The sequence below is a fragment of the Mycobacterium paraffinicum genome (genome assembly GCF_001907675.1).
GTDB lineage: Bacteria > Actinomycetota > Actinomycetes > Mycobacteriales > Mycobacteriaceae > Mycobacterium > Mycobacterium paraffinicum_A.
On the sequence record NZ_MPNT01000004.1, the window covers coordinates 172,097 to 194,317 of the forward strand.

20 protein-coding genes are annotated in these 22,221 nt (G+C 68.9%); 12 read left to right on the forward strand and 8 right to left on the reverse strand.

Annotated features, from left to right (window positions below; all coding sequences use genetic code 11):
* The first annotated feature begins 76 nt into the window (after window positions 1-76).
* The 4 genes from mptB (at window position 77) to BRW65_RS06850 (ending at window position 4,584) form a co-directional block, all read left to right on the forward strand.
* Complete coding sequence (mptB, locus tag BRW65_RS06835) at window positions 77-1,777, forward strand: polyprenol phosphomannose-dependent alpha 1,6 mannosyltransferase MptB (protein ID WP_073873005.1); 1,701 nt, start codon at window positions 77-79, stop codon at window positions 1,775-1,777.
* On the forward strand, window positions 1,774-2,709 hold the full coding sequence (locus BRW65_RS06840; protein ID WP_167374008.1) for an ABC transporter ATP-binding protein: 936 nt from the start codon (window positions 1,774-1,776) through the stop codon (window positions 2,707-2,709). The genes mptB and BRW65_RS06840 overlap by 4 nt, the downstream gene beginning before the upstream one ends.
* Before the next feature lie 77 nt (window positions 2,710-2,786).
* Window positions 2,787-3,497 (forward strand): ABC transporter permease, encoded by a 711-nt coding sequence (locus BRW65_RS06845; RefSeq protein WP_244168020.1) that lies wholly within the window; start codon window positions 2,787-2,789, stop codon window positions 3,495-3,497.
* Window positions 3,498-3,630: 133 nt separating this feature from the next.
* The gene (locus BRW65_RS06850) at window positions 3,631-4,584 is read left to right on the forward strand and encodes a COX15/CtaA family protein (RefSeq protein ID WP_073872620.1); all 954 of its coding nucleotides are present in this window, start codon (window positions 3,631-3,633) and stop codon (window positions 4,582-4,584) included.
* On the opposite strand, the gene BRW65_RS06855 is transcribed toward BRW65_RS06850, so the two are convergent.
* Window positions 4,534-5,196, reverse strand: a complete 663-nt coding sequence (locus BRW65_RS06855) for a hypothetical protein (protein WP_073872622.1) — start codon at window positions 5,194-5,196, stop codon at window positions 4,534-4,536. The two genes, BRW65_RS06850 and BRW65_RS06855, sit on opposite strands and share 51 nt — an antisense overlap.
* Window positions 5,197-5,215: 19 nt before the next feature.
* Here BRW65_RS06855 and BRW65_RS06860 point away from each other — a divergent pair, with 19 nt between their 5' ends.
* Entirely contained in the window at window positions 5,216-6,190 is a 975-nt protein-coding gene (locus tag BRW65_RS06860; protein ID WP_073872624.1) for a quinone oxidoreductase family protein, read from the forward strand.
* Between the two features lie 77 nt (window positions 6,191-6,267).
* On the opposite strand, the gene BRW65_RS06865 is transcribed toward BRW65_RS06860, so the two are convergent.
* The gene (locus BRW65_RS06865; RefSeq protein ID WP_073872626.1) at window positions 6,268-7,194 is read right to left on the reverse strand and encodes a heme o synthase; all 927 of its coding nucleotides are present in this window, start codon (window positions 7,192-7,194) and stop codon (window positions 6,268-6,270) included.
* A gap of 257 nt (window positions 7,195-7,451) precedes the next feature.
* Between BRW65_RS06865 and tkt the strand changes: the two genes are divergently transcribed.
* The 6 genes from tkt to BRW65_RS06895 are packed head-to-tail and all read left to right on the forward strand — an operon-like array spanning window position 7,452 to window position 14,349.
* Window positions 7,452-9,542 carry a transketolase gene (tkt, locus tag BRW65_RS06870; RefSeq protein WP_073872628.1) on the forward strand — a complete coding sequence of 697 codons (2,091 nt, stop codon included), beginning with the start codon at window positions 7,452-7,454 and terminating at the stop codon, window positions 9,540-9,542.
* Between the two features lie 15 nt (window positions 9,543-9,557).
* On the forward strand, window positions 9,558-10,676 hold the full coding sequence (gene tal, locus BRW65_RS06875) for a transaldolase (protein WP_073872630.1): 1,119 nt from the start codon (window positions 9,558-9,560) through the stop codon (window positions 10,674-10,676).
* A complete protein-coding gene (gene zwf / locus BRW65_RS06880; RefSeq protein ID WP_073872632.1) occupies window positions 10,673-12,217 on the forward strand; it encodes a glucose-6-phosphate dehydrogenase in 1,545 nt (514 codons plus the stop codon). The genes tal and zwf overlap by 4 nt, the downstream gene beginning before the upstream one ends.
* Before the next feature lie 49 nt (window positions 12,218-12,266).
* Entirely contained in the window at window positions 12,267-13,178 is a 912-nt protein-coding gene (gene opcA, locus BRW65_RS06885) for a glucose-6-phosphate dehydrogenase assembly protein OpcA (RefSeq protein WP_073872634.1), read from the forward strand.
* Window positions 13,175-13,924 (forward strand): 6-phosphogluconolactonase, encoded by a 750-nt coding sequence (pgl, locus tag BRW65_RS06890; protein ID WP_073872636.1) that lies wholly within the window; start codon window positions 13,175-13,177, stop codon window positions 13,922-13,924. The genes opcA and pgl overlap by 4 nt, the downstream gene beginning before the upstream one ends.
* A 26-nt stretch (window positions 13,925-13,950) precedes the next feature.
* The gene (locus tag BRW65_RS06895) at window positions 13,951-14,349 is read left to right on the forward strand and encodes an ATPase (RefSeq protein ID WP_067275764.1); all 399 of its coding nucleotides are present in this window, start codon (window positions 13,951-13,953) and stop codon (window positions 14,347-14,349) included.
* 7 nt (window positions 14,350-14,356) lie between these two features.
* Here BRW65_RS06895 and BRW65_RS06900 read toward each other — a convergent pair whose 3' ends face one another.
* Genes BRW65_RS06900 through secG form a run of 3 tightly spaced genes read right to left on the reverse strand, consistent with a single transcriptional unit; the run spans window position 14,357 to window position 18,272 of the window.
* A complete protein-coding gene (locus BRW65_RS06900) occupies window positions 14,357-15,169 on the reverse strand; it encodes a DUF1206 domain-containing protein (protein WP_073872638.1) in 813 nt (270 codons plus the stop codon).
* A 16-nt stretch (window positions 15,170-15,185) separates the two neighbouring features.
* Window positions 15,186-17,993, reverse strand: coding sequence for a phosphoenolpyruvate carboxylase (gene ppc, locus BRW65_RS06905; protein ID WP_073872640.1), 2,808 nt, complete (start codon window positions 17,991-17,993; stop codon window positions 15,186-15,188).
* Between the two features lie 45 nt (window positions 17,994-18,038).
* The gene (gene secG, locus BRW65_RS06910; RefSeq protein WP_040624202.1) at window positions 18,039-18,272 is read right to left on the reverse strand and encodes a preprotein translocase subunit SecG; all 234 of its coding nucleotides are present in this window, start codon (window positions 18,270-18,272) and stop codon (window positions 18,039-18,041) included.
* A 198-nt stretch (window positions 18,273-18,470) separates the two neighbouring features.
* On the opposite strand from secG, the gene BRW65_RS06915 reads away from it, so the two are divergent.
* Window positions 18,471-19,154: a PAS and ANTAR domain-containing protein gene (locus tag BRW65_RS06915; protein ID WP_073872642.1), complete on the forward strand. Its 684-nt coding sequence runs from the start codon at window positions 18,471-18,473 to the stop codon at window positions 19,152-19,154.
* A gap of 7 nt (window positions 19,155-19,161) precedes the next feature.
* On the opposite strand, the gene tpiA is transcribed toward BRW65_RS06915, so the two are convergent.
* From tpiA to gap, 3 genes are read right to left on the reverse strand one after another with little or no spacing between them, the layout of a single operon-like run.
* Window positions 19,162-19,947, reverse strand: coding sequence for a triose-phosphate isomerase (tpiA, locus tag BRW65_RS06920; RefSeq protein WP_073872644.1), 786 nt, complete (start codon window positions 19,945-19,947; stop codon window positions 19,162-19,164).
* Window positions 19,944-21,182 carry a phosphoglycerate kinase gene (locus BRW65_RS06925; protein ID WP_073872646.1) on the reverse strand — a complete coding sequence of 413 codons (1,239 nt, stop codon included), beginning with the start codon at window positions 21,180-21,182 and terminating at the stop codon, window positions 19,944-19,946. The genes tpiA and BRW65_RS06925 overlap by 4 nt, the downstream gene beginning before the upstream one ends.
* Window positions 21,183-21,184: 2 nt before the next feature.
* Complete coding sequence (gap, locus tag BRW65_RS06930; RefSeq protein ID WP_073872650.1) at window positions 21,185-22,204, reverse strand: type I glyceraldehyde-3-phosphate dehydrogenase; 1,020 nt, start codon at window positions 22,202-22,204, stop codon at window positions 21,185-21,187.
* Window positions 22,205-22,221: the final 17 nt, after the last annotated feature.

The following is a 22,221-nucleotide window of genomic DNA, read 5'->3' on the forward strand; positions in this document are numbered from 1 at the left end:
CATTGAGTCGGACGCGCGGCGACCCACTGCCGGGTTGGAAGGCGAGCCCGGCGACCCCGGCGGCTACGCTGCTCTGATGGCAGCCCGCCACCACGTGCTGAGCTCGTCGATCGCCAGCCTGCATGGCGACGAGCAGGCGGTGGGCACGCCGCTGAACGCCACCGAGCTCACCGCGCTGCAGCGCACCCGCCTGTTCGGCGCGACCGGCACCATCCTGATGGCCATCGGCGCGCTGGGCGCCGGCGCCCGGCCCGTGGTACAGGACCCGACCTTCGGGGTGCGGCTGCTAAACCTGCCGTCCCGGATCCAGACCGTGTCCCTGACGATGACGACCACCGGCGCGGTCATGATGGCGCTGGCCTGGCTGATGCTCGGGCGGTTCGCGTTGGGCAGCAGGCGGATGTCGCGCGGTGACCTGGACCGCACCCTGCTGCTGTGGACGCTGCCGCTGCTGATCGCCCCCCCGATGTACAGCAAAGACGTCTACTCCTACCTGGCCCAGAGCCAGATCTCGCTGGAGGGGCTCGACCCGTATCGGGTGGGGCCGGCGTCCGGGCTCGGGCTGTCCCACGTCTTCACGCTGTCCGTGCCGACGCTGTGGCGGGAGACGCCGGCGCCCTACGGCCCGCTGTTTTTGTGGATCGGGCGCGGCATCTCGGCCATCACCGGGGAGAACATCGTCGCCGCCGTGCTCTGCCACCGGCTCGTCGAGCTGATCGGCGTGGGACTCATCGTCTGGGCTACCCCGCGGCTGGCCCGGCGCTGCGGCGTCGCGGAGGTCAGCGCGCTGTGGCTGGGCGCGGCCAATCCGCTGCTGATCATGCATCTCGTCGCCGGCGTTCACAACGAGGCACTGATGCTCGGGCTGATGCTGGCCGGCGCCGAGTTCGCGCTGCGGGGAATCGACTCGCCGCGGCTGTTCCCGGCCTCCTGGCGGCCGGGTCCCGATTGGGAACCGTTGGGCATGCTGCTGGCCGGCGCGGTCCTGATCGTGCTGTCGTCGCAGGTGAAACTGCCGTCGCTGCTGGCGCTCGGCTTCGTCACGATGGCGCTGGCGTACCGCTGCGGGGGGAACCTGCGGGCGCTGCTGCTTGCGGGCGGCGCGATGAGCGCATTGTCGCTGGCGGTGATGGCGCTCGTCGGCTGGGCCAGCGGCCTCGGATTCGGCTGGATCTACACGCTGGGCACCGCCAACGTCGTGCGCAGCTGGATGTCGCCGCCGACGCTGCTCGCCCTGGGCACGGGGCAGGTGGGCATCCTGCTGGGGCTGGGCGACCACACCACCGCGGTGCTGGGGCTCACGCGCGCCATCGGCGTGCTGATCATCACGGTGATGGTGGGCTGGCTGCTGGTGGCCGTCTTCCGGGGCCGGTTGCATCCGATCGGCGGCCTGGGCGTGGCGCTGGGCGTCACGGTGCTGCTGTTCCCCGTCGTGCAGCCCTGGTACCTGCTCTGGGCGATCATCCCGCTCGCCGCCTGGGCCACCCGCAGCGGATTCCGGGTGGCGGTCATCGTCATCACCCTGGTCGTCGGCATCTTCGGGCCGACGGCCAACGGCGACCGCTTCGCGTTGTTCCAGATCGTCGACGCGACCCTGGCCAGCACCGTGATCGTGGCGGTGCTCATCGCGGTGACCTACACCCGCCTGCCGTGGCGGCGACTCCCGGCCGACAGCGCCGAGACGCAAGAGGCAACCGCCGACACGGCGCCTGCGCCCGCGACCGCGCAGACCCCTCGCCCGACGGCGGTACCTGACGCCTACGCTGATTCCACGTGAGCTCGGACGTTCCTGAAACGGTCGTGCGGCTGCGCGGGGTGAGCAAGCGCTACGGATCCACCACGGCCGTCGCCGATCTCGACCTCGAGGTGCACGCCGCCGAAGTGCTGGCCCTGCTGGGACCCAACGGCGCCGGCAAGACCACGACGGTCGAAATGTGCGAGGGCTTCGTGCGCCCGGACGCCGGCACCATCGAGGTGCTCGGCCTGGACCCGATCGCCGACAACGCCCGCCTGCGCACCCGCATCGGGGTGATGTTGCAGGGCGGCGGCGGCTACCCCTCCGCGCGGGCGGGCGAAATGCTGAACCTGGTCGCCTCCTACGCCGCGGACCCGCTGGACCCGGCCTGGCTGCTGGACACCCTCGGCCTCACCGACGCGGCCCGCACCACCTACCGGCGGCTGTCCGGCGGGCAGCAGCAGCGGCTCGCGCTGGCCTGCGCGCTGGTCGGCCGGCCCGAGCTGGTCTTCCTCGACGAGCCGACGGCCGGCATGGACGCCCACGCCCGACTGCTGGTCTGGGAGCTGATCGACGCGCTGCGCCGCGACGGCGTGACGGTGCTGCTGACGACACACCAGCTCAAGGAGGCCGAGGAGCTGGCCGATCGGCTGGTCATCATCGACCACGGCGCGACCGTCGCCGCCGGCACGCCCACCGAGCTGATGCGCGCAGGCGCCAAGGACGAGCTGCGGTTCACCGCGCCGCCGCGGCTCGACCTGACGCTGCTGACCGCCGCCCTGCCCGAGGACTACAAGGTCTCGGAGGTGACCCCGGGCGAGTACCTGGTCGAGGGCCGGATCGACCCGCAGGTGCTGGCCACCGTCACGGCGTGGTGCGCGCGGATCGACGTGCTGGCCACCGACATGCGCGTCGAGCAGCGCAGCCTCGAGGACGTGTTTCTCGACCTCACCGGCAGGAAGTTGCGGCCTTGAAACTGGACACGACCCAATCGAACGTCTTCCCCGCGGGCACCTTCACCCCCGATCCCAGGCCGAACGCCGTGCCGCGGATGCTGGCCGCGCAGTTCGGCCTCGAGCTCAAGCTGCTGCTGCGCAACGGCGAGCAGCTGTTGCTGACCATGTTCATCCCGATCACGCTTCTGGTTGGGTTGACGCTCTTGCCGTTTGGCTCGTTCGGCCACAACCGCGCCGCCACGTTCGTCCCGGCCATCATGGCCCTCGCGGTGATCTCGACCGCGTTCACCGGACAGGCCATCGCGGTGGCCTTCGACCGTCGCTACGGCGCGCTCAAGCGCCTGGGCGCGACCCCGCTGCCGGTCTGGGGCATCATCGCCGGCAAGTCGCTGGCCGTGGTGACGGTGGTGTTCCTGCAGGCAATCCTGTTGGGCGCCATCGGGTTTGCGCTGGGCTGGCGGCCCGCGCCGGCCGCCCTGCTGCTCGGCGCGGCGGTCATCGCGCTGGGCACCGCGGGCTTCACCGCGCTAGGGCTGTTGCTCGGCGGGACGCTGCGGGCCGAAATCGTGCTGGCGCTGGCCAACCTCATGTGGTTCGTGTTCGCCGGGCTCGGCGCCCTGACCGTGGAAAGCGGGATGATCCCGACGGGGGTCAAGTGGGCGGCCCGGCTCACCCCGTCGGGTGCGCTGACCGAGGCCCTGTCGCGGGCGATGGTCCTGTCGGTGGACTGGTTCGGCGTCGCCGTCCTGGCGGTGTGGGGGGCGGTCGCGGCGCTGGCGGCGCGGCGCTGGTTCCGCTTCACCTGACGCGCGTTCACCTGACGCGCGGCGAGATTGCCGCCATGGTCGTGGTCGGTGACCTCGGCACGGCCATCACGGCAATCTCGGCGACACCAGGGCTTACTACAGGGTGTAGTTTTCGTTGGCCTACCATCGGGCCATGCTCGGACGAACGCTGATGCGGTTGGTGGACCTGCTCCCCAACCCGAGCGTGCGGGTCCAGCGCCTCATCGCCGCGGTCGTCATCCTTACCCAGGGCGGTATCGCCGTCACCGGGGCGATCGTCCGCGTCACCGCGTCGGGCCTGGGGTGCCCCACCTGGCCGCAGTGCTTCCCGGGCAGCTTCACCCCCGTCGCCCACGCCGAGGTGCCCCGCATCCACCAGGCGGTCGAGTTCGGCAACCGCATGATCACCTTCGCGGTGGTCGTCGCGGCGGCGCTGGCCGTGCTGGCCGTGATCCGCGCCCGGCGACGCACCGAGGTGCTGGTCTATGCGTGGCTGATGCCGGTGTCGACGGTGGTGCAGGCGGTCATCGGCGGCATCACCGTGCGCACCGGCCTCCTCTGGTGGACGGTGGCCATCCACTTGCTCACCTCGATGACGATGGTGTGGCTGTCCGTGCTGCTCTACGTCAAGATCGGCGAGCCCGACGACGGGGTGGTGCGCAGGCGCGTCCCCCGGCCGCTGCGGGCGCTGACGGCGCTGATCGGGCTGGACCTGGCCATGGTGCTGGTCACCGGCACGCTGGTGACGGCCGCCGGCCCGCATGCGGGTGACCGCAGCCCCACCCGGACCGTGCCCCGGCTCAAGGTCGCGGTCGACACCCTGGTCCACGCGCACTCCTCGCTGCTGATCGCCTACCTCGCCCTGGTGGTCGGGCTGGGCTTCGGGCTGCTGGCAGTGCGCGCCGCCCGGCCCATCCTGCGGCGGCTGATCGTGCTGCTCGCCCTGGTGTGCGCGCAGGCCGCCGTCGGCACCGCCCAGTACTTCACCGGGGTGCCGGCCGCGCTGGTCGCCCTGCACGTGGCCGGGGCGGCGGCGTGTACGGCGGCCACCGCCGCGCTATGGGCCGCGATGCGAGAACGGGCCGAGCCCGAGCCGCTCGCAGGCTGACTCCACGGCCAGCGCGAAGTCGCGCTGGGCGCGTTCGCGGTCGTCGCCGTCGAGATGGCGCCAGCCCAGCGACGGCGCGACGAGGTCGAGTCCCACCAGCCGACCGCCGACCACGTCGGCGCGCGCGTACAGAAGGTCGCGTACGGCTATCCCGGCGCGGTCGGCGGCGACCCCGAGCGCGGCGTAACCCAGGTCCCACGACTCGAACTCCGGCTCGACCGGCCAGGCGTGCGATTGCTTCCCGCCCAGAAAGATCAGCGCCGCCTCCGGTAGGCCGCCCGGCCGCGTCGGCACCCCGCCGTCCTGCAGATCGCGCAGGTACCGCTCATCGAGGTTCCAAACGACCGCGTCGGGCGGGTTGAGCAGGTGGCGCACCCGCCGCGCCCAGCCAAGGAACTCGTCGTGGCGGTCCGTGGTGGCCCGCAGAATCACCAGGTCGGAGTTGAGGGTCTCGGGGTCGTCCCAGGACAGCCAGCGTGCGTGCAGCCCACGGGTGCGCAGCGCGGGGACCAGGCCGGCATCGTCGGGCTGTCGCGGGCCACGGCAGGCATCGTCGCCGGGCCCCGCCAGCACGATGCGGGGATGGAAGATGTCCGGACGGGCGAGTTTCATGCCCGGGCATGATAAGCACATGCACGCAATCGAAGTCAGCGAAACCGGCGGCCCCGAGGTGCTGCGCTACGTCGACGCGCCCCGGCCCACGCCCGGGCCCGGCGAGGTGCTGATCAAGGCCGAGGCGATCGGCGTCAACTACATCGACACCTACTTCCGCTCCGGGCAGTACCCGCGCGAGCTGCCGTTCATCCTCGGCCAGGAGACCGCCGGCACCGTCGTCGCCACGGGCGACGGGGTCGACGGGTTCAGCGAGGGCGACCGCGTGGGCACCGCCGCGGCGTCCGGCGCCTACGCCGAATTCGCCACCGCCCCGGCGGCTTTGACAGCCCACGTGCCCGACGGCGTGAGTTCCGAGGTGGCCGCGTCGGTGCTGCTGAAGGGCCTGACCGCGCACTACCTGGTGAAGTCGGTGTATCCGGTACAGGCGGGCGACACCGTGCTGGTGCACGCCGGAGCGGGCGGCGTCGGGCTGATTCTGACGCAGTGGGCGCGTCTGCTCGGCGCGCGGGTGATCACCACGGTCTCGACGCCGGAGAAGGCCCGGCTGTCCAGGCGGGCCGGGGCCGACGAGGTGCTGTCCTACCCCGACGACGCGGACGAATTCGGCCGCCAGATCCGCGGGCTCACCGACGGCGCCGGTGTCGAGGCCGTGTATGACGGCGTCGGCGCCACCACCTTCGACGCCAGCCTGGCCAGCCTGGCGGTGCGGGGCACGCTCGCGCTCTTCGGCGCGGCCAGCGGACCCGTTCCGCCGTTCGATCCGCAGCGCCTCAACGCCGCCGGTTCGGTGTTTTTGACCCGGCCGTCGCTGGCCCACTTCATCCGCACCGGCCAGGAATTCGGCTGGCGGGCAGGGGAATTGTTCGACGCGATCGCCGGCGGGGCGATCACCATCGAGGTCGGCGGCCGCTACCCACTGGCCGAAGCCGCGCGCGCCCACCAGGATCTGCAGGGCCGCAAGACGGCGGGCTCGATCGTCCTGCTGCCTTAGGGCTGGGCCGCCGAGTGTGGGGCCTAGGCACGAACGGGAGACGGATTCCGTACTTAGGGCCCACGCTCGGCGCCCGGCTAGAACAGGTGCGGTAGCGCGATCACCGAGTCGACCGCCAATGCGCAGAACACCACCGCGAGATAGTTGTTCGATTGCAGGAACAACCGCAGCGGCTTGACCGCCTCGCCGGCGCGCACCCCGGCGTAGAGCTGGTGGGCCATCGCCAGGAACCACACCCCGGCCACCACGGCGACCGCCGCGTAGAGCCAACCGGTGGCCAGCGCCAGCGCCAGCGTCGCCGCCACCGTCAGCCACGTGTAGATCAGAATCTGCTTGGTGACCTGACGCTCGGTCGCCACGGCGGGCAGCATCGGCACGCCGGCCGCCTTGTAGTCGTCCTTGTAGCGCATGGCCAGCGCCCAGGTGTGCGGCGGCGTCCAGAAGAAGATGATCGCGAACATCACCAGCGCCGGCCAGCCGATGGTCCCGGTGACCGCCGACCAGCCGATCATCACCGGCATGCAACCGGCCGCGCCGCCCCACACGACGTTCTGCGACGTGCGGCGCTTGAGCAGCAGCGTGTAGACGAACACGTAGAAGGCGATCGTGGCGACCGCCAGCAGACCCGACAGCAGGTTCGTCGTCCACCACAACCAGAAGAACGAGCCAACGCTGAGCACTAGGCCCAGCACCAACGCGTTTCGGGTCGGCACCGCCGCGCGGGCCAGCGGCCTGCGCGCAGTGCGCTTCATCACCTTGTCGATGTCCGCGTCGGCCACGCAGTTGAGCGTGTTGGCTCCCCCGGCGGCCAGCATCCCGCCGATCAACGTGTTGAGGATCAGCAGCGGGTTCACGACGCCGCGGTGAGCAAGCAGCATGGCGGGTATCGCGGTCACCAGCAGCAGCTCGATGACCCGCGGCTTGGTCAGCGCCAAATACGCCAGCACCGTGCTCTGTATTCGGCTCGGTACTTGGCTCGGGGCGACGCGCCCGCGAACGCTCACGCAATAACTCCTTGGGGTCGCAGCAGCGCGCAGCATCTACTACGCACGATGGTAGACCGCGGGCCGGTGACGGCCTGCCCGCAGGGTCCATTCACCCAGACTTCTCCCAGATTTCCGAACTGAATGTTACGGGTCGACGGCCACCGCGTAATTTTCACATCAGCCGGCGGCGGGTACCCCAAATCCAGCACTGCAAGAGCCGGCCCTCCCGCACTAGGGTGGGACTGATCAGCTCGATGACCCCAAGGACTGAGTCTGTGACCACACTCGAAGAGATCTCTACGCTGACCCAACCGCACCTCCCCGACGACTGGTCCGAGATCGACTCGGCCGCCGTCGACACTATTCGGGTGCTGGCTGCCGACGCGGTGCAAAAGGTCGGCAACGGACATCCCGGAACGGCGATGAGCCTGGCCCCCCTGGCGTACACGCTCTTCCAGCGCACGATGCGGCACGATCCCAGCGACACCTACTGGCTGGGTCGCGACCGGTTCGTGCTGTCGGCCGGGCACAGCAGCCTGACGCTGTACTTGCAGCTGTACCTCGGCGGGTTCGGCTTAGAGCTGTCCGACATCGAGTCGTTGCGCACCTGGGGATCCAAGACGCCCGGGCACCCGGAGTTCCGGCACACCAAGGGCGTTGAGATCACCACCGGTCCGCTCGGCCAGGGCTTGGCATCGTCGGTCGGGATGGCGATGGCGTCGCGCTACGAGCGGGGCCTGTTCGACCCGGACGCCGAGCCGGGAACCAGCCCCTTCGACCACTTCATCTTCGTGATCGCCTCCGACGGGGACATCGAGGAGGGCGTGACCTCCGAGGCGTCGTCGCTGGCGGCCGTGCAGCAGCTCGGCAACCTGATCGTGTTCTACGACCACAACCAGATCTCCATCGAGGACGACACCAACATCGCGCTGTGCGAGGACACCGCCGCGCGCTACGAGGCCTACGGCTGGCACGTGCAGCGGGTGGAGGGCGGCGAGAACGTCGTCGGCATCGAGGAGGCCATCGCCAACGCCAAGGCGGTCACCGACCGGCCGTCGTTCATCGAGCTGCGCACCATCATCGGCTACCCGGCGCCCAACCTGATGAACACCGGTAAGGCGCACGGCGCGGCCCTCGGGGACGAGGAGGTCGCGGCCGTCAAGAAGATCCTCGGCTTCGATCCGGACAAGGACTTCGAGGTGCGCGACGAGGTGATCGCGCACACCCGCAAGCTGGTGGACCGCGGCAAGGAAGCGCACGAGAAGTGGCAGGCGGAGTTCGACGCGTGGGCACAACGCGAACCCGAACGCAAGGCGCTGCTGGACCGGTTGACCGCCGAGCAGCTGCCCGACGGCTGGGACGCCGACGTCCCCACCTGGACAACGGAAGACAAGCCGTTGGCGACCCGCGCGGCGTCCGGCAAGGTGCTGAACGCGGTGGGGCCGAAACTGCCGGAGCTGTGGGGCGGTTCGGCCGACCTGGCGGGCAGCAACAACACCACCATGGACAACGTCAAATCGTTTGGGCCCCCGTCTATTTCGACGAAGGACTACACCGCCGACTGGTACGGGCGCACGCTGCACTTCGGCGTCCGCGAGCACGCGATGGGCGCGATCCTGTCCGGCATCGTGCTGCACGGCCCTACCCGCGCCTACGGCGGCACGTTCCTGCAGTTCTCCGACTACATGCGCCCGGCGGTGCGCCTGGCCTCGCTGATGGACATCGACACGATCTACGTGTGGACCCACGACTCGATCGGGCTGGGCGAGGACGGCCCGACACACCAGCCCATCGAGCACCTGGCGGCGCTGCGTGCCATCCCCAACCTGTCGGTGGTGCGCCCGGCCGACGCCAACGAGACCGCGTACGCCTGGCGCACAATACTGGCCCGCGGCAACGGCAGCGGGCCGGTCGGGCTAATCCTGACCCGCCAGGGCGTGCCGATCCTCGAGGGCACGAACTACGACGGCGTGACCCGGGGTGGCTACATCCTGGGTGACGCAGGGGCCGAGGATCCCGACGTCGTGCTGATCGCCACCGGCTCCGAGGTCCAGCTCGCGGTCGAGGCCCAGAAGTTGTTGGCCGACAAGGACATTGTCGCGCGGGTGGTGTCGATGCCGTGCGTGGAATGGTTCGAGTCGCAGCCCGAGGACTATCGCGACAGCGTGCTGCCCCCGTCGGTGTCGGCGCGGGTGGCCGTCGAGGCGGGCGTCGCGCAGTCCTGGCACAAGCTCGTCGGCGACACCGGCCGCATCGTTTCGATCGAGCACTACGGCGAATCCGCCGATTACAAGACTTTGTTCCGTGAATTCGGTTTCACCGCAGAAGCCGTTGCGGCCGCCGCGGAACAGGTAGTGGACAACTGAGAAAGGGTGATCCACATGACTCAGAACCCTAACCTCGCGGCGCTGTCCGCCGCGGGCGTATCCGTGTGGCTGGACGACCTGTCGCGCCAGCGGTTGCAGTCGGGAAACCTGCAGGAGCTGATCGATACCAAAAGCGTTGTGGGAGTGACGACCAACCCGTCGATCTTCCAGAAGGCGCTGGCCGACAGCGACACCTACAACGACCAGATCTCCGAATTGGCCGCGCGCGGCGCCGACGTGGACGCCACGATCCGCACGGTCACCACCGACGACGTGCGCAACGCGTGTGACGTGCTGCGGCCGCAGTGGGAAGCCTCCGACGGTGTCGACGGACGGGTCTCCATCGAGGTCGACCCGCGCCTGGCCGCCGAAACCGACAAGACCATCGCGCAGGCGGTCGAGCTGTGGAAGATCGTCGACCGGCCCAACCTGTTCATCAAGATCCCGGCGACCAAGGCCGGAATTCCGGCCATCACCGCCGTTCTCGCCGAAGGGATCTCGGTCAACGTCACTCTCATCTTCTCCGTCGAGCGGCACCGCCAGGTGATGGACGCCTACCTGGCCGGCCTGGAGAAGGCCCGCGAGGCGGGACACGACCTGTCCAAGATCCATTCCGTCGCTTCGTTTTTCGTGTCCCGGGTGGACACCGAGGTGGACAAGCGCCTGGAGAAGATCGGCTCGCAGGAGGCGCTCGCGCTGCGCGGACAGGCCGGGGTGGCCAACGCCCGGCTGGCCTACGCCGCCTATCAGGAAGTCTTCGAGGGCGGTGATCGCTACGAGGCGCTCAAGGCCAGCGGGGCCCGCGTGCAGCGTCCGCTGTGGGCGTCGACCGGGGTCAAGAACCCCGACTACTCCGACACCCTGTACGTCACCGAGCTGGTCGCGCCGAACACGGTCAACACCATGCCGGAGAAGACGCTTGACGCCGTGGCCGACCACGGTGAGATCAAGGGTGACACCGTGACGGGCACCGCGTCCGCGGCCCAGGAGGTGTTCGACAAGCTCAGCGGGCTCGGGATCGACCTGACCGACGTGTTCGTCGTGCTGGAGAACGAAGGCGTGGAGAAGTTCGTGGAGTCGTGGACCGAGCTGCTGGAGGAGACACAGAAGCAGCTGGACTCCGCTTCGAAATGAGTCCGGCTCGCACCGCTGAACAATGGCATAACCCGTTACGGGACAAGCGCGACAAGCGGCTGCCGAGGATCGCCGGCCCGTGCGGCATGGTGATCTTCGGCGTCACCGGCGATCTCGCCCGCAAGAAGGTGATGCCGGCCATTTACGACCTGGCCAACCGCGGGCTGCTGCCGCCGAGCTTCTCGCTGGTGGGATTCGCGCGCCGGGACTGGGAAACCCAGGACTTCCGCAAGGTCGTCTACCAGGCGGTCAAGGACCACTGCCGCACACCGTTTCGGGAGGAGAACTGGGAGCGACTGGCCGAGGGATTCCGGTTCGTACCGGGATCTTTCGACGACGACGCGTCGTTCGGCCGGCTGGCCGAAACGCTGGAGAAACTGGACGCCGAGCGCGGCACCGGCGGCAACCACGCCTTTTACCTGGCGATCCCGCCGAAGTCCTTCCCGGTGGTGTGCGATCAGCTGCACAAGTCCGGGCTGGCCCGCCCGCAGGGCGACCGCTGGAGCCGGGTGGTCATCGAGAAACCGTTCGGGCATGACCTGGAGAGCGCGCAGGCCCTGAACCACGCGGTCAACGCCGTCTTCCCGGAGGAGGCGGTGTTTCGCATCGACCACTACCTGGGCAAGGAGACGGTGCGCAACATCTTGGCGCTGCGCTTCGCCAACCAGTTGTTCGACCCGATCTGGAACGCGCACTATGTCGACCACGTGCAGATCACGATGGCCGAGGACATCGGATTGGGCGGGCGCGCCGGCTATTACGACGGCATCGGGGCCGCCCGCGACGTCATTCAGAACCACCTGATGCAGCTGCTGGCGCTCACCGCGATGGAGGAGCCGGTCAGCTTCAACCCGTCGGCATTGCAGACCGAGAAGATCAAGGTGCTGTCGGCGACCCAATTGGCGCAGCCGCTGGACGAGACCACCAGCCGCGGCCAGTACACCGCCGGCTGGCAGGGCGGCGAGAAGGTCGTCGGGCTGCTCGACGAGGAGGGGTTCGCCAAGGACTCCACCACCGAGACGTTCGCCGCGATCACGCTGGAGGTGGACACCCGCCGCTGGGCCGGCGTGCCGTTCTACCTGAGGACCGGAAAACGCCTGGGCCGCAGGGTCACCGAGATCGCCCTCGTCTTCAAACGCGCCCCGCACCTGCCGTTCGATGCCACCATGACCGACGAGCTGGGCGCCAACGCGATGGTGATCCGGGTGCAGCCCGACGAGGGCATCACGCTGCGGTTCGGCTCCAAGGTGCCGGGAACCGCGATGGAGGTCCGCGACGTCAACATGGACTTCTCCTACGGCTCGGCGTTCGCCGAGGAGTCACCGGAGGCCTACGAACAGCTGATCCTCGACGTGCTACTGGGCGAGCCCTCTCTCTTCCCGGTCAACGAAGAGGTCGAATTGGCGTGGGAGATATTGGATCCCGTGCTGGATTACTGGGCGACCGACGGCAAGCCCGAGCCGTACGAGGCGGGCACCTGGGGTCCGGAGTCCGCGTTCGAGATGCTGCGCCGGACGGGGCGCGAATGGCGGCGCCCATGATCCGCGCCGGCGACGATGCGGAACGGCGTGATGAGAAGGGTTGGGACGCATGATCATCGACATGCCGGACACCACCACGACCGCGGTCAACAAGAAGCTCGAGGAACTGCGGGAGAAGGTCGGCGCCGTGACGATGGGCCGGGTGCTGACGCTGATCATCGCGCCGGACAGCGACGCCGTACTCGAAGAGTCGCTCAAGGCGGCCAACGACGCGAGCCACGAGCATCCCAGCCGGGTCATCGTGACGATGCGGGGCGACCCGTACGCCGACGAGCCGCGGCTGGACGCGCAGTTGCGGGCGGGCGGCGACACCGGCGCCACCGAGGTGGTGATCCTCAACCTGTCCGGCGCGCTGGCCGGGCACGCCGCCAGTGTCGTGACCCCGTTCTTGCTTCCCGATATCCCGGTGGTGGCGTGGTGGCCCGACGTCGCCCCGGCCGTTCCCGCTCGGGACCCGTTGGGCAAGTTGGCGATTCGCCGCATCACCGACGCCACCAACGGAACCGACCCGCTGGCGGCGATCAAGGGCCGGCGGCCCGGGTACACCGCCGGCGACACCGATCTGGCCTGGGCCCGCATCACTTACTGGCGGGCGCTGCTCGCCTCCGCGGTCGACCTGCCGCCCCACGAACCGATCGAGTCGGCGCTGGTGTCCGGGCTGAAAACCGAACCGGCGCTCGACGTTCTCGCCGGCTGGCTAGCCAGCCGCATCGAGGGCCCGGTGCGCCGGGCGGTCGGCGAGCTCAAGGTGGAACTCCTGCGCAAGAGCGAGACCATCGTCTTGAGCCGGCCCCAGGAGGGCAGGACGGCAACACTGAGCCGCACCGCCAAACCCGATGCCCTGCTTCCCTTGGCGCGCAGGGAAACCGGCGAGTGCCTCGCCGAGGACCTGCGCCGGCTCGACCCCGATGAGATCTACCAGACAGCGTTAGAAGGCATTGAGAAAGTGCAGTACGTGTGAGCACCATCATCGAAGTTTTCCCGGACAGCAAAGCACTGGTTGAGGCCGCGGCCAATCGATTGGCCGAAAGCATCCGCGACGCGGTGGCGGCCCGGGACCGGGCACTCGTGGTGCTGACCGGCGGCGGCAACGGCATCGGGTTGCTCGAGTCGCTGGCGGGCTTCGAGATCGCGTGGCCCAAGGTGCACCTGTTCTGGGGCGACGAGCGCTACGTCCCCGAGGACGACGACGAACGCAACGACAAGCAGGCGCGGGCGGCGTTGCTCGATCACATCGACATCCCGTCCAGCCATGTGCACAACATGCCGGCCAGCGACGGCGAATTCGGCACCGATCTCGCCGCCGCGGCGCTGGCCTACGAACAGCTGCTGGCGGCCAATGCCGAACCAGGCCAACCGGCGCCGAATTTCGACGTGCACCTGCTGGGCATGGGACCCGAGGGCCACATCAACTCCCTGTTTCCGGACACCCCGGCCGTGCTGGAAACCAGCCGCATGGTGGTGCCGGTCGAGGACTCCCCGAAGCCGCCTCCCCAGCGAATCACCTTGACGCTGCCCGCGGTTCAACGTTCGCGTGCGGTCTGGCTGATGGTGTCCGGGGCCTCGAAGGCCGACGCCGTGGCGGCGGCCATCGGCGGCGCCGCGCCGGTCTCGGTGCCGGCCGCCGGCGCGGTCGGCCAGGAAACCACGCTGTGGCTGCTCGACGAGGAGGCCGCGGCCAAACTGCCCCCGGCTCAGCGAAGCTAGTCCCTCACCCGGTGGGTCGGGTGATAATGACGGGCATGGCAGACAGAACCGTGCGCGGTGGGCAAGAGCGAAGCCGGATCAAGACCCTCACCCAGGCTGCGCTGAACGCCGACAAGACGGTGGAGCAGGTCGAAGACGTCCTGGACGGCCTGAGCACGACGATGAAGGAGCTGAACACCTCCCTGTCCGCCCTGAACGCCACGGTCGAGCGCATGGAAAGCGGCCTGGACCACCTGGACGGCACGCTGTCGCGGCTGGACGATCTGGCGCGGCGCCTGATCGTCCTGGTCGAGCCCGTCGAGGCGATCGTCGGGCGGATCGACGACATGGTCAAAGTCGGCGAGGTGATGATGACGCCGCTGTCCATGACCGAGCACGCGGTGCGCGGCGTCGTGGACCGGCTGCGAAACCGCGCGGTGGAATAGCGGCGCGCTACATCTTGGTCGAGCGGGCCATCACGAAGCTGTACAGCCCGTAGGTGATGAGCGCGATCGCAGCGGCGATCAACAGCGCCGCCCCGAAGTGCTGGGCCCCGAGGGTCTTCAACGCGCCGTCGAGGCCGGTGGCCTTCTTGGGCTCCGAGCGGCACGCGGCGACGATCACCAACGCGCCCGTCAGCGTGAGCACGATTCCCTTGCCGACATACCCGGCCACGCCGAGCCGGCGCACCACCTCACCGGACTTGCCGCGGAGGTCGTCGACGAAGTTTCGGCTGGCTCCCTTGTAGATGTGGTAGCAACCGACCGCGACGATGACCACGCCGCACCCGATCAGCGCGATGGTGCCACCGGTCGTCTCCATCAGGCGCGCGCTGATGCCCGAATTCTGTTGGTCCGCCTGCCTGCCCGCGCCGCGGGCGAAGCCGAACGCGGAATAGGCGAAAGCCAGGTAGACCGCCGCCAGGCCCAACGCCTTCAACCGCGACGACGCATCCGACGACGGGCCCTCCGACTCGCGGTCACACGATCGGCCGAGGAAGCATTCGACGAGCCGCCACAGGCCCATCGCCAGCAGCGCGGCGGTGGCGATCCAGAGCGCGAGCGGGCCGCCCGGCTTGGCCGCCAGCGTCGCGAGGGCGCCGGTTTGGTCGGCGGTGCCGCCGTCTCCGCACGCGACCCGGATGGCGAGGTAGCCGACGATCAGGTGCAGTATCCCGTTGACGACGTACCCGACGCGCGCGAGTCGTTCGAAGACGCCGTTCTGGGCAACCTGAGCCGCGGTGACGGGCGACGCGATGTCCGGCATGCCTTACGAATGCCCGTCACCCACTGTTCCGTAACGCGCTGGCCAACCCGTTCATCGTGAGCAGGATGCCGCGCTGCACCAGCTCGTCGTCGTCGCCGGAGCGGTAGCGCCGCAGCAATTCCACCTGAAGGTGGTTCAGCGGCTCCAGGTAGGGGAAGCGGTTGAACACCGAACGCGCCAGTGCGGGGTTGTCGGCGAGCAGGTCGTCCTGGCCTGTGATGAGCTTGTGCATCGCGATGGTTCGCCGGTGCTCGTCGACGATCTTGTCGAAAACCCGGTGCCGCAGTTCCTCATCGTCGACCAGCTCCGCGTACCGGGCCGCCAGGCCGAGGTCGCTCTTGGCCAGCACCTGCGCCATGTTGGACAACACGCTGCGGAAGAACGGCCACCGCTCGTAGAGCTCGTGCAGGATCGCCACCCGCTCGTCTTCGCTCTCCGGGCCCGCCGCGATCCACTGCTCGAACGCGGACCCGGTGCCGTACCACCCCGGGAGCATGACCCGCGACTGGCTCCAGGCCAGCACCCACGGGATGGCGCGCAGATCCGAGATCGACGAGGTGGGTTTGCGCGACGTCGGGCGGCTGCCGATGTTCAGCGAACCGATCTCGCTGACCGGGGTGGAGGCCATGAAGTACTCGACGAAACCCGGTGTGTCGTGTACCAATTCGGCGTAGGCGCGTTGCGCCAGGGTGGCCACTTCGTCGAGCACCGCGTAGGCCGGCTCCGCAGCGTCGCCCAGGCCCTCGACGTCGAGCAGCGTCGACTCCAGCGTGGCCGCGACCAAGCTCTCCAGGTTGCGCCGCGCCGCCTGCGGTTCGGCGTACTTGGCGGCGATCACCTCGCCCTGCTCGGTGAGCCGCAGCGAGCCGTTCACCGCGCCCGGGGGCTGCGCCAGGATGGCCTGATAGCTGGGCCCGCCGCCGCGGCCCACGGTGCCGCCGCGACCGTGGAAGAGCCGCAAGCGGATTCCCGCTTTGCGGGCCACCTCGACCAAAGCCAGCTCGGCGCGGTAGACCGCCCAGCTGGAGGCCAGGTAACCGCCGTCCTTGTTCGAATCGGAATAGCCGAGCATCACCTCCTGGCAACCGCCCTGGGCGTCGACGACCGCCCGGTACAGCGGAAGCTCCAGCATCGAATGCAGGATGTCCGCCCCGTTGTGCAGATCGTCGATCGTCTCGAAGAGCGGCGAGATGGCCACCGGACAGTACGGTTCCGGCCCGGAAGCGTCCAGCAGCCCAGCCTCTTTCAGCAGGATCGCCACCTCCAAGACGTCGGACACCGAGCGGCACATCGAGATGACGTAGTTCGGGACGGCCGCCGGGCCGTAGCGCCCGGCGGCGTGCGTCGCGGCGCCGATGACCTCGAGCTCCTTGCGCGCCAGGTCGGACAGCTGCGCGCGGTCACCGACCAGTGGACGGCGGGTGCCCAGTTCGTCCGCCAGCAGCGTGACGCGCTCGTCCTCGGGCAGCGAGACGTAGTCCGGATGCACCCCGGCCCACGCCAGCAGCTCCCCCACCACCTCTTCGTGCACGTCGGAGTTCTGCCGCAAATCGAGGCCACTCAAGTGAAACCCGAAGACGCTCACGCCTTCTCGCAGCAGGGCCAGACGGTCCTCGGCCAGCAGCGCGCTACCGTGGGCGCGCAGCGACGCGTCGATCGTGTCGAGGTCCGCCTGCAGTTCGGCCGGCGTGGAATACGGTGCCAGGCCGAGGTCCAGTTCGTGCTGGGGTTGGCGGTCCAGGATCTCGGCCCCCGTGGCGGTGAGCCGGGCCCGGATGACCCGCACCGCCCGCCGGTACGGCTCGTCGGCGCGGGCCGATTCGGCGCAGCCCTCGGCCAGTTCGGCCAGCGCGGGGGTGACGGGGACGAGCCGCGCCGACATCGACAGGTCCTGCTCGAGGGCGGTGAGTTCCTCCAGGTAGTGGGACAGCGCGGTGAACGCGGCGCTGCCGGTGGCCTGTCGGACCACCTCACCCGTCACGTTCGGGTTGCCGTCGCGGTCACCGCCGATCCAGGAACCGGGCCGCAGGATCGGCGCGGCCAGCAGATCGGTGTCGGGCCAGCGCTTCCGCAGGGCGTCTCGGACCTCCGCGTTGACCTGCGGGATGACCTGGAAGAACGCGGCGGCGTAGTAGCGCAATCCGACCTCGATCTCGTCGGTGATCTGCAGCCGCGATAACCGGATCAGCGCGGTCTGCCACAGGGTGAGCACCTGGCGGCGCAACTCTCGCTCGATGTCGCGGCCGTCATCTGTTTCGGTGTGCCCCTCCGCGTGCAACCGCATCAGCTGGGTGATCCGGTGCTGGGTGACGAAGACGGTGCGCCGCCGGGTTTCGGTGGGGTGGGCGGTGATCACCGGGGATATCAGGGCCCCGCGCAGCGCGTCGGCGACCGTGGCCGAATCGAGTTCGGCGCCATCGAGTTTCGCGTACGTCGCGGCTAGGCTGCTGTCCTGCGGCGGCTCGCCTGCGGCGACGTGGATGGCGCGGCGGCGCTCGCGGTGGATGTCCTCGGCCACGTTGGCCAGCAGCGCGAAGTGGCTGAACGCGCGGATGACGGGGATCGCTTGGTGAATGTCGATGCCGTCGAACATCCGGGCCAGCTCGGCCCGGTCGATCTCGGAGCGGCGCACCCGAAACGATTCGACCCGGGCCCGTTCCACGAGGTCGAAGACCTCGTTCCCGTTCTGCTCACGCACGGTGTCGCCGAGGATGGCGCCCAGGAGCCTGATGTCGGCGCGCATCGGCTCGGTCGCCTCGCGGCCGACCAGCGTACGTTGCACGGCGCCGATCGGTTCGAGCGCGATGTCGGAAACGTCAACCATGTGTCCCAGTATCGGTGCGGATCACGTGGTCCGCCCGCCGACGGGTCACCGGTACTTGATCAACAGGGCGACCCCGATGATGGACACCAGCCAGATGCCGGTGATGAACAGCGTCAACCGGTCCAGGTTCTTCTCCACCACCGTCGAGCCGGAAAGGCTGGACTGCACACCGCCGCCGAACAAGGTCGACAGGCCGCCACCCTTGGCGCGGTGCAGCAGCACCAGCAACACCACCAGCACGCTGGTGACCACCAGGGTGATCTGCAGGGCCAACTCCATGACAGGCAGCATACCGGGCGGCAGACGGCCCGCCGCCGTCACCACCAATCGCTCTTGCCGTCAGGCCGCTTTAGTGTGAAGATCAGTCACAGAAAGTCCCGGTCGCCGGGTGCAGGGCCGGATTCTCGCAGTGGCACATCGCAACGGCCGCTGTCCACCCACCGCATCTTTGCCACATGCCAAACACCGGGAGTGGCGATGACGACGGAATCCGGCGAGCTGAACGAGGATGCGGTTTTTCAGGCGTTGGCGGGTGGTTCCCCGCAACGGATGGGCGCGTTCCGCTTCTATTTCGAGGGCGAGCGCTGGGAGTGGTCCGAGCAGGTGCAGCAGCTGCACGGCTACGAACCGGGCAGCGTGACGCCGACAACCGAGCTGGTGCTTGCGCACAAGCATCCCGACGACCGCAACGAGATCGCGGCGACCCTCGATGACATCCGGCGCAACCATGGCTCATTCAGCACCCGGCATCGCATCGTCGACACGTACGGCGACATCCACCACGTGGTCGTGGTCGCCAACCAGATCTTCGACACGGCGCGCAACGTGGTTGGTACGGAGGGTTTCTACCTCGACGTGACGCCCTCGGGCGTCGAACTACGGCAAGCCATCGACGTCGAGGTGCAGAAGTTCAGCAAGAACCGCGCAGTCATCGAACAGGCCAAGGGGATGTTGATGGTTGTCTACGGCATCACCGAGCCGACGGCGTTCACGTTGCTGCAGTGGCGGTCCCAGGAGAACAACGTCAAGTTGCGGCCGCTGGCGCGGCAGATCGTGAGCGAATTCCCGGCACTGTCACGGCGAGACGATCACCCGCTCCGATCCGCCTACGACGACATCGTGCTTACCGCACATCTCCGCGTCGACTCCCGCCGCGGCTGAGGCGGCCCTAGGGAAGCGGCCCGCCGGCGGCGATCGCGGCCAGCGTCGCGAACTGCTCGCCATCCAGCGAGGCCCCGCCGACCAGCGCGCCGTCGATGTCGTCGCGGGCGATGAGGTCGCCGATGTTCTTGGCGTTCACCGAGCCGCCGTAGAGCACCCGCACGGCGTCGGCGACCTGCGGCGAGGCCAGCGAGGCCAACTCCGTACGGATCGCGGCGCACACCTCCTGGGCGTCGGCGGCGCTGGCCACCCGGCCGGTGCCAATCGCCCACACGGGCTCGTAGGCGATGACGACCGAGCCGATCTGCTCGGCCGACAGCCCGGCCAGCGAGCCGCGCAGCTGCTCCTCGCAGTGAGCGACGTGGCCGCCGGCCTCGCGGACGTCCAGGTGCTCGCCGATGCACACGATCGGGGTCAGCTCGTGCTTGAGCGCCGCGGCCGCCTTGGCGGCCACCAGCGCGTCGTCCTCGTTGTGGTAGGTGCGCCGCTCGGAGTGGCCGACCACGACGAAGCTGCAGCCCAGCTTGGCCAGAAACGCCCCGCTGATGTCACCGGTGTAGGCGCCCGAGTCGTGCTGGGACAGGTCCTGGCCGCCGTAGGTCAGCCGCAGCTTGTCCCCGTCGACCAGGGTCTGCACGCTGCGCAGGTCGGTGAAGGGCGGCAAGACGGTGACGTCGACCTTGTCGTAGTACTTGTCGGGCAGCGCGAACGCGATCTTCTGCACCAACGCGATCGCCTCGAAGTGGTTGAGGTTCATCTTCCAGTTGCCGGCGATCAGCGGCTTGCGGCTCACGCGTCCCCTCCACTTGGCTGCGGCTGACCGAGCACTTCGATGCCGGGCAGCGCTTTGCCCTCAAGGTATTCCAGGGACGCGCCCCCGCCGGTGGAGATGTGCGAAAAGGCGTCCTCCGGGATCTTCAGCGCGCGGACCGCGGCGGCGGAGTCACCACCACCGACAACGCTGAACGCCCCTTTCCCGGTCGCCGTGACGATCGCCTCGGCGATGCCCCGGGTGCCGGCGGCGTACGCCGGGAACTCGAACACGCCCATCGGGCCGTTCCAGAAAATGGTCCTGGCGTTCGACAGCAACGCGGCGAACCGTTTCACCGACCCCGGGCCGATGTCCAAGCCGATCAGCTCGTCGGGAATCGCGTTGGCGGCCACGAACTGTGGCGGGGAATCGGCGGCGAACTTCTCGGTCACGACGATGTCGCCGGGCAGCCGCAACACGTCGGCGTAGGTCTCCAGCAGGTTGCGGCAGGTGTCCACCATCTCTTCTTCGAGCAGCGACTTGCCCACCGAATATCCCTGTGCGGCAAGGAAAGTGAAGCACATCCCGCCGCCGATCACGATGCTGTCCGCCTTGGTCGCCAGCGATTCGATGACGCCGAGCTTGTCGGACACCTTCGACCCGCCGAGCACCACGGCGTAGGGCCGCTCGGTGGAGTTGGTCAGCTGCTCCAAGACCGCGATCTCCTCGGCCACCAGCTTGCCCGCGTAGTGCGGCAGCAGCGTGGCCACGTCGTACACCGAGGCCTGCTTGCGGTGTACCACCCCGAAGCCGTCGGAGACGAAAGCGCCTCCGGGCGAGACCAATTCGGCGAGTTCACGGGCGAGCGCGAGTCGCTCCCCGTCGTCCTTGCTGGTTTCGCGCGGATCGAAGCGGATGTTCTCCAGCAGCAGGACGTCACCGTCCGTGAGTCCCTCGGCCCGGGCCAGCGCGTCGCCGCCGACGACGTCACCGGCCAGCTGCACGTGCCGGCCGAGCTGCTCACCGAGGGCCGCGGCGACCGGTGCCAGCGACAACTTCGGGTCGGGCCCGTTCTTCGGCCGTCCGAGGTGCGCGGTGACCACCACCTTGGCCCCCGCGTCGACCAGCGCCTGCAACGTCGGCACCGACGCGGTGATCCGGCCCGGGTCGGTGATCGCACCCTCCTCGTCGAGCGGGACGTTCAGGTCGGAGCGCACCAGCACGCCACGACCCGAAACCCCTTCGGCCAGAAGGTCTGAGAGGTTCGGAACGGCCACGACTACAGCGACTTGCCGACCAGCGCGACGAGGTCGATGAGGCGGTTGGAATAGCCCCACTCGTTGTCGTACCAGGACACCACCTTGGCCTGGTTGTCGATCACCTTGGTCAGGCCGGAGTCGAAGATCGAGCTGTGCGGATCGGTGACGATGTCACTGGAGACGATCGGGGCGTCGTAGTACTTCAGGATGCCCTTCAGCCTGCCCTCGGCGGCGGCCTTGAATACCGCGTTGATCTCCTCGGCGCTGGCCGACTTGGCCAGCTCGACGGTCAGGTCGGTCACCGAGCCGGTGGGAATCGGCACCCGCAGCGCATAGCCGTCCAACTTGCCCTTGAGCTCGGGCATCACCAGCCCGATGGCCTTGGCGGCGCCGGTCGAGGTCGGCACGATGTTCAGCGCGGCGGCGCGCGCCCGGCGCAGGTCCTTGTGCGGTCCGTCCTGCAGGTTCTGGTCCTGGGTGTAGGCGTGGATGGTGGTCATCAGGCCCTTGACGATGCCGAACTCGTCCTGCAGCACCTTGGTGACCGGGGCCAGGCAGTTCGTCGTGCAGGAGGCGTTGGAGATGATGTTCTGGCTGCCGTCGTACTTGTCGTCGTTGACGCCCAGCACGATGGTGATGTCCTCGTCGGTGGCCGGCGCGGAGATGATCACCTTCTTGGCGCCGGCGTCCAGGTGGCCCTTGGCCTTGGCCGCGTTGGTGAACAGCCCGGTGGACTCCACGACGACGTCGACACCCAGCTCGCCCCACGGCAACGCCGCCGGGCCCTCGCGGACCTCGAGCGCCTTGATCTTGTGCGGGCCCACAACGATGGTGTCCTGGCCTTCCAGGCTGACGTCGTAAGGCAGCCGGCCCAGGATCGAGTCGAATTTGAGCAGGTGCGCCAGTGTGTGGTTGTCGGTGATGTCGTTGACCGCGATCACCTCGAGGTCGGCGGTGCCCTGCTCCTGCTGGGCCAGCAGGGCCCGGTAGAAGTTGCGTCCGATTCGACCGAAGCCGTTGATACCTACTCGGACCGTCACTGATCTCTCCCTGTCTT

Coding starts and splice junctions, on each gene's coding strand:
- BRW65_RS06915 (WP_073872642.1), top strand. CDS start 18,471: ATGACGACGGAATCCGGCGAGCTGAACGAGGATGCGGTTTTTCAGGCG.
- mptB (WP_073873005.1), top strand. CDS start 77: ATGGCAGCCCGCCACCACGTGCTGAGCTCGTCGATCGCCAGCCTGCAT.
- BRW65_RS06900 (WP_073872638.1), bottom strand. CDS start 15,169: ATGCCGGACATCGCGTCGCCCGTCACCGCGGCTCAGGTTGCCCAGAAC.
- BRW65_RS06855 (WP_073872622.1), bottom strand. CDS start 5,196: ATGAAACTCGCCCGTCCGGACATCTTCCATCCCCGCATCGTGCTGGCG.
- tal (WP_073872630.1), top strand. CDS start 9,558: ATGACTCAGAACCCTAACCTCGCGGCGCTGTCCGCCGCGGGCGTATCC.
- zwf (WP_073872632.1), top strand. CDS start 10,673: ATGAGTCCGGCTCGCACCGCTGAACAATGGCATAACCCGTTACGGGAC.
- secG (WP_040624202.1), bottom strand. CDS start 18,272: ATGGAGTTGGCCCTGCAGATCACCCTGGTGGTCACCAGCGTGCTGGTG.
- BRW65_RS06850 (WP_073872620.1), top strand. CDS start 3,631: ATGCTCGGACGAACGCTGATGCGGTTGGTGGACCTGCTCCCCAACCCG.
- ppc (WP_073872640.1), bottom strand. CDS start 17,993: ATGGTTGACGTTTCCGACATCGCGCTCGAACCGATCGGCGCCGTGCAA.
- BRW65_RS06895 (WP_067275764.1), top strand. CDS start 13,951: ATGACGGGCATGGCAGACAGAACCGTGCGCGGTGGGCAAGAGCGAAGC.
- opcA (WP_073872634.1), top strand. CDS start 12,267: ATGATCATCGACATGCCGGACACCACCACGACCGCGGTCAACAAGAAG.
- BRW65_RS06845 (WP_244168020.1), top strand. CDS start 2,787: ATGCTGGCCGCGCAGTTCGGCCTCGAGCTCAAGCTGCTGCTGCGCAAC.
- BRW65_RS06860 (WP_073872624.1), top strand. CDS start 5,216: ATGCACGCAATCGAAGTCAGCGAAACCGGCGGCCCCGAGGTGCTGCGC.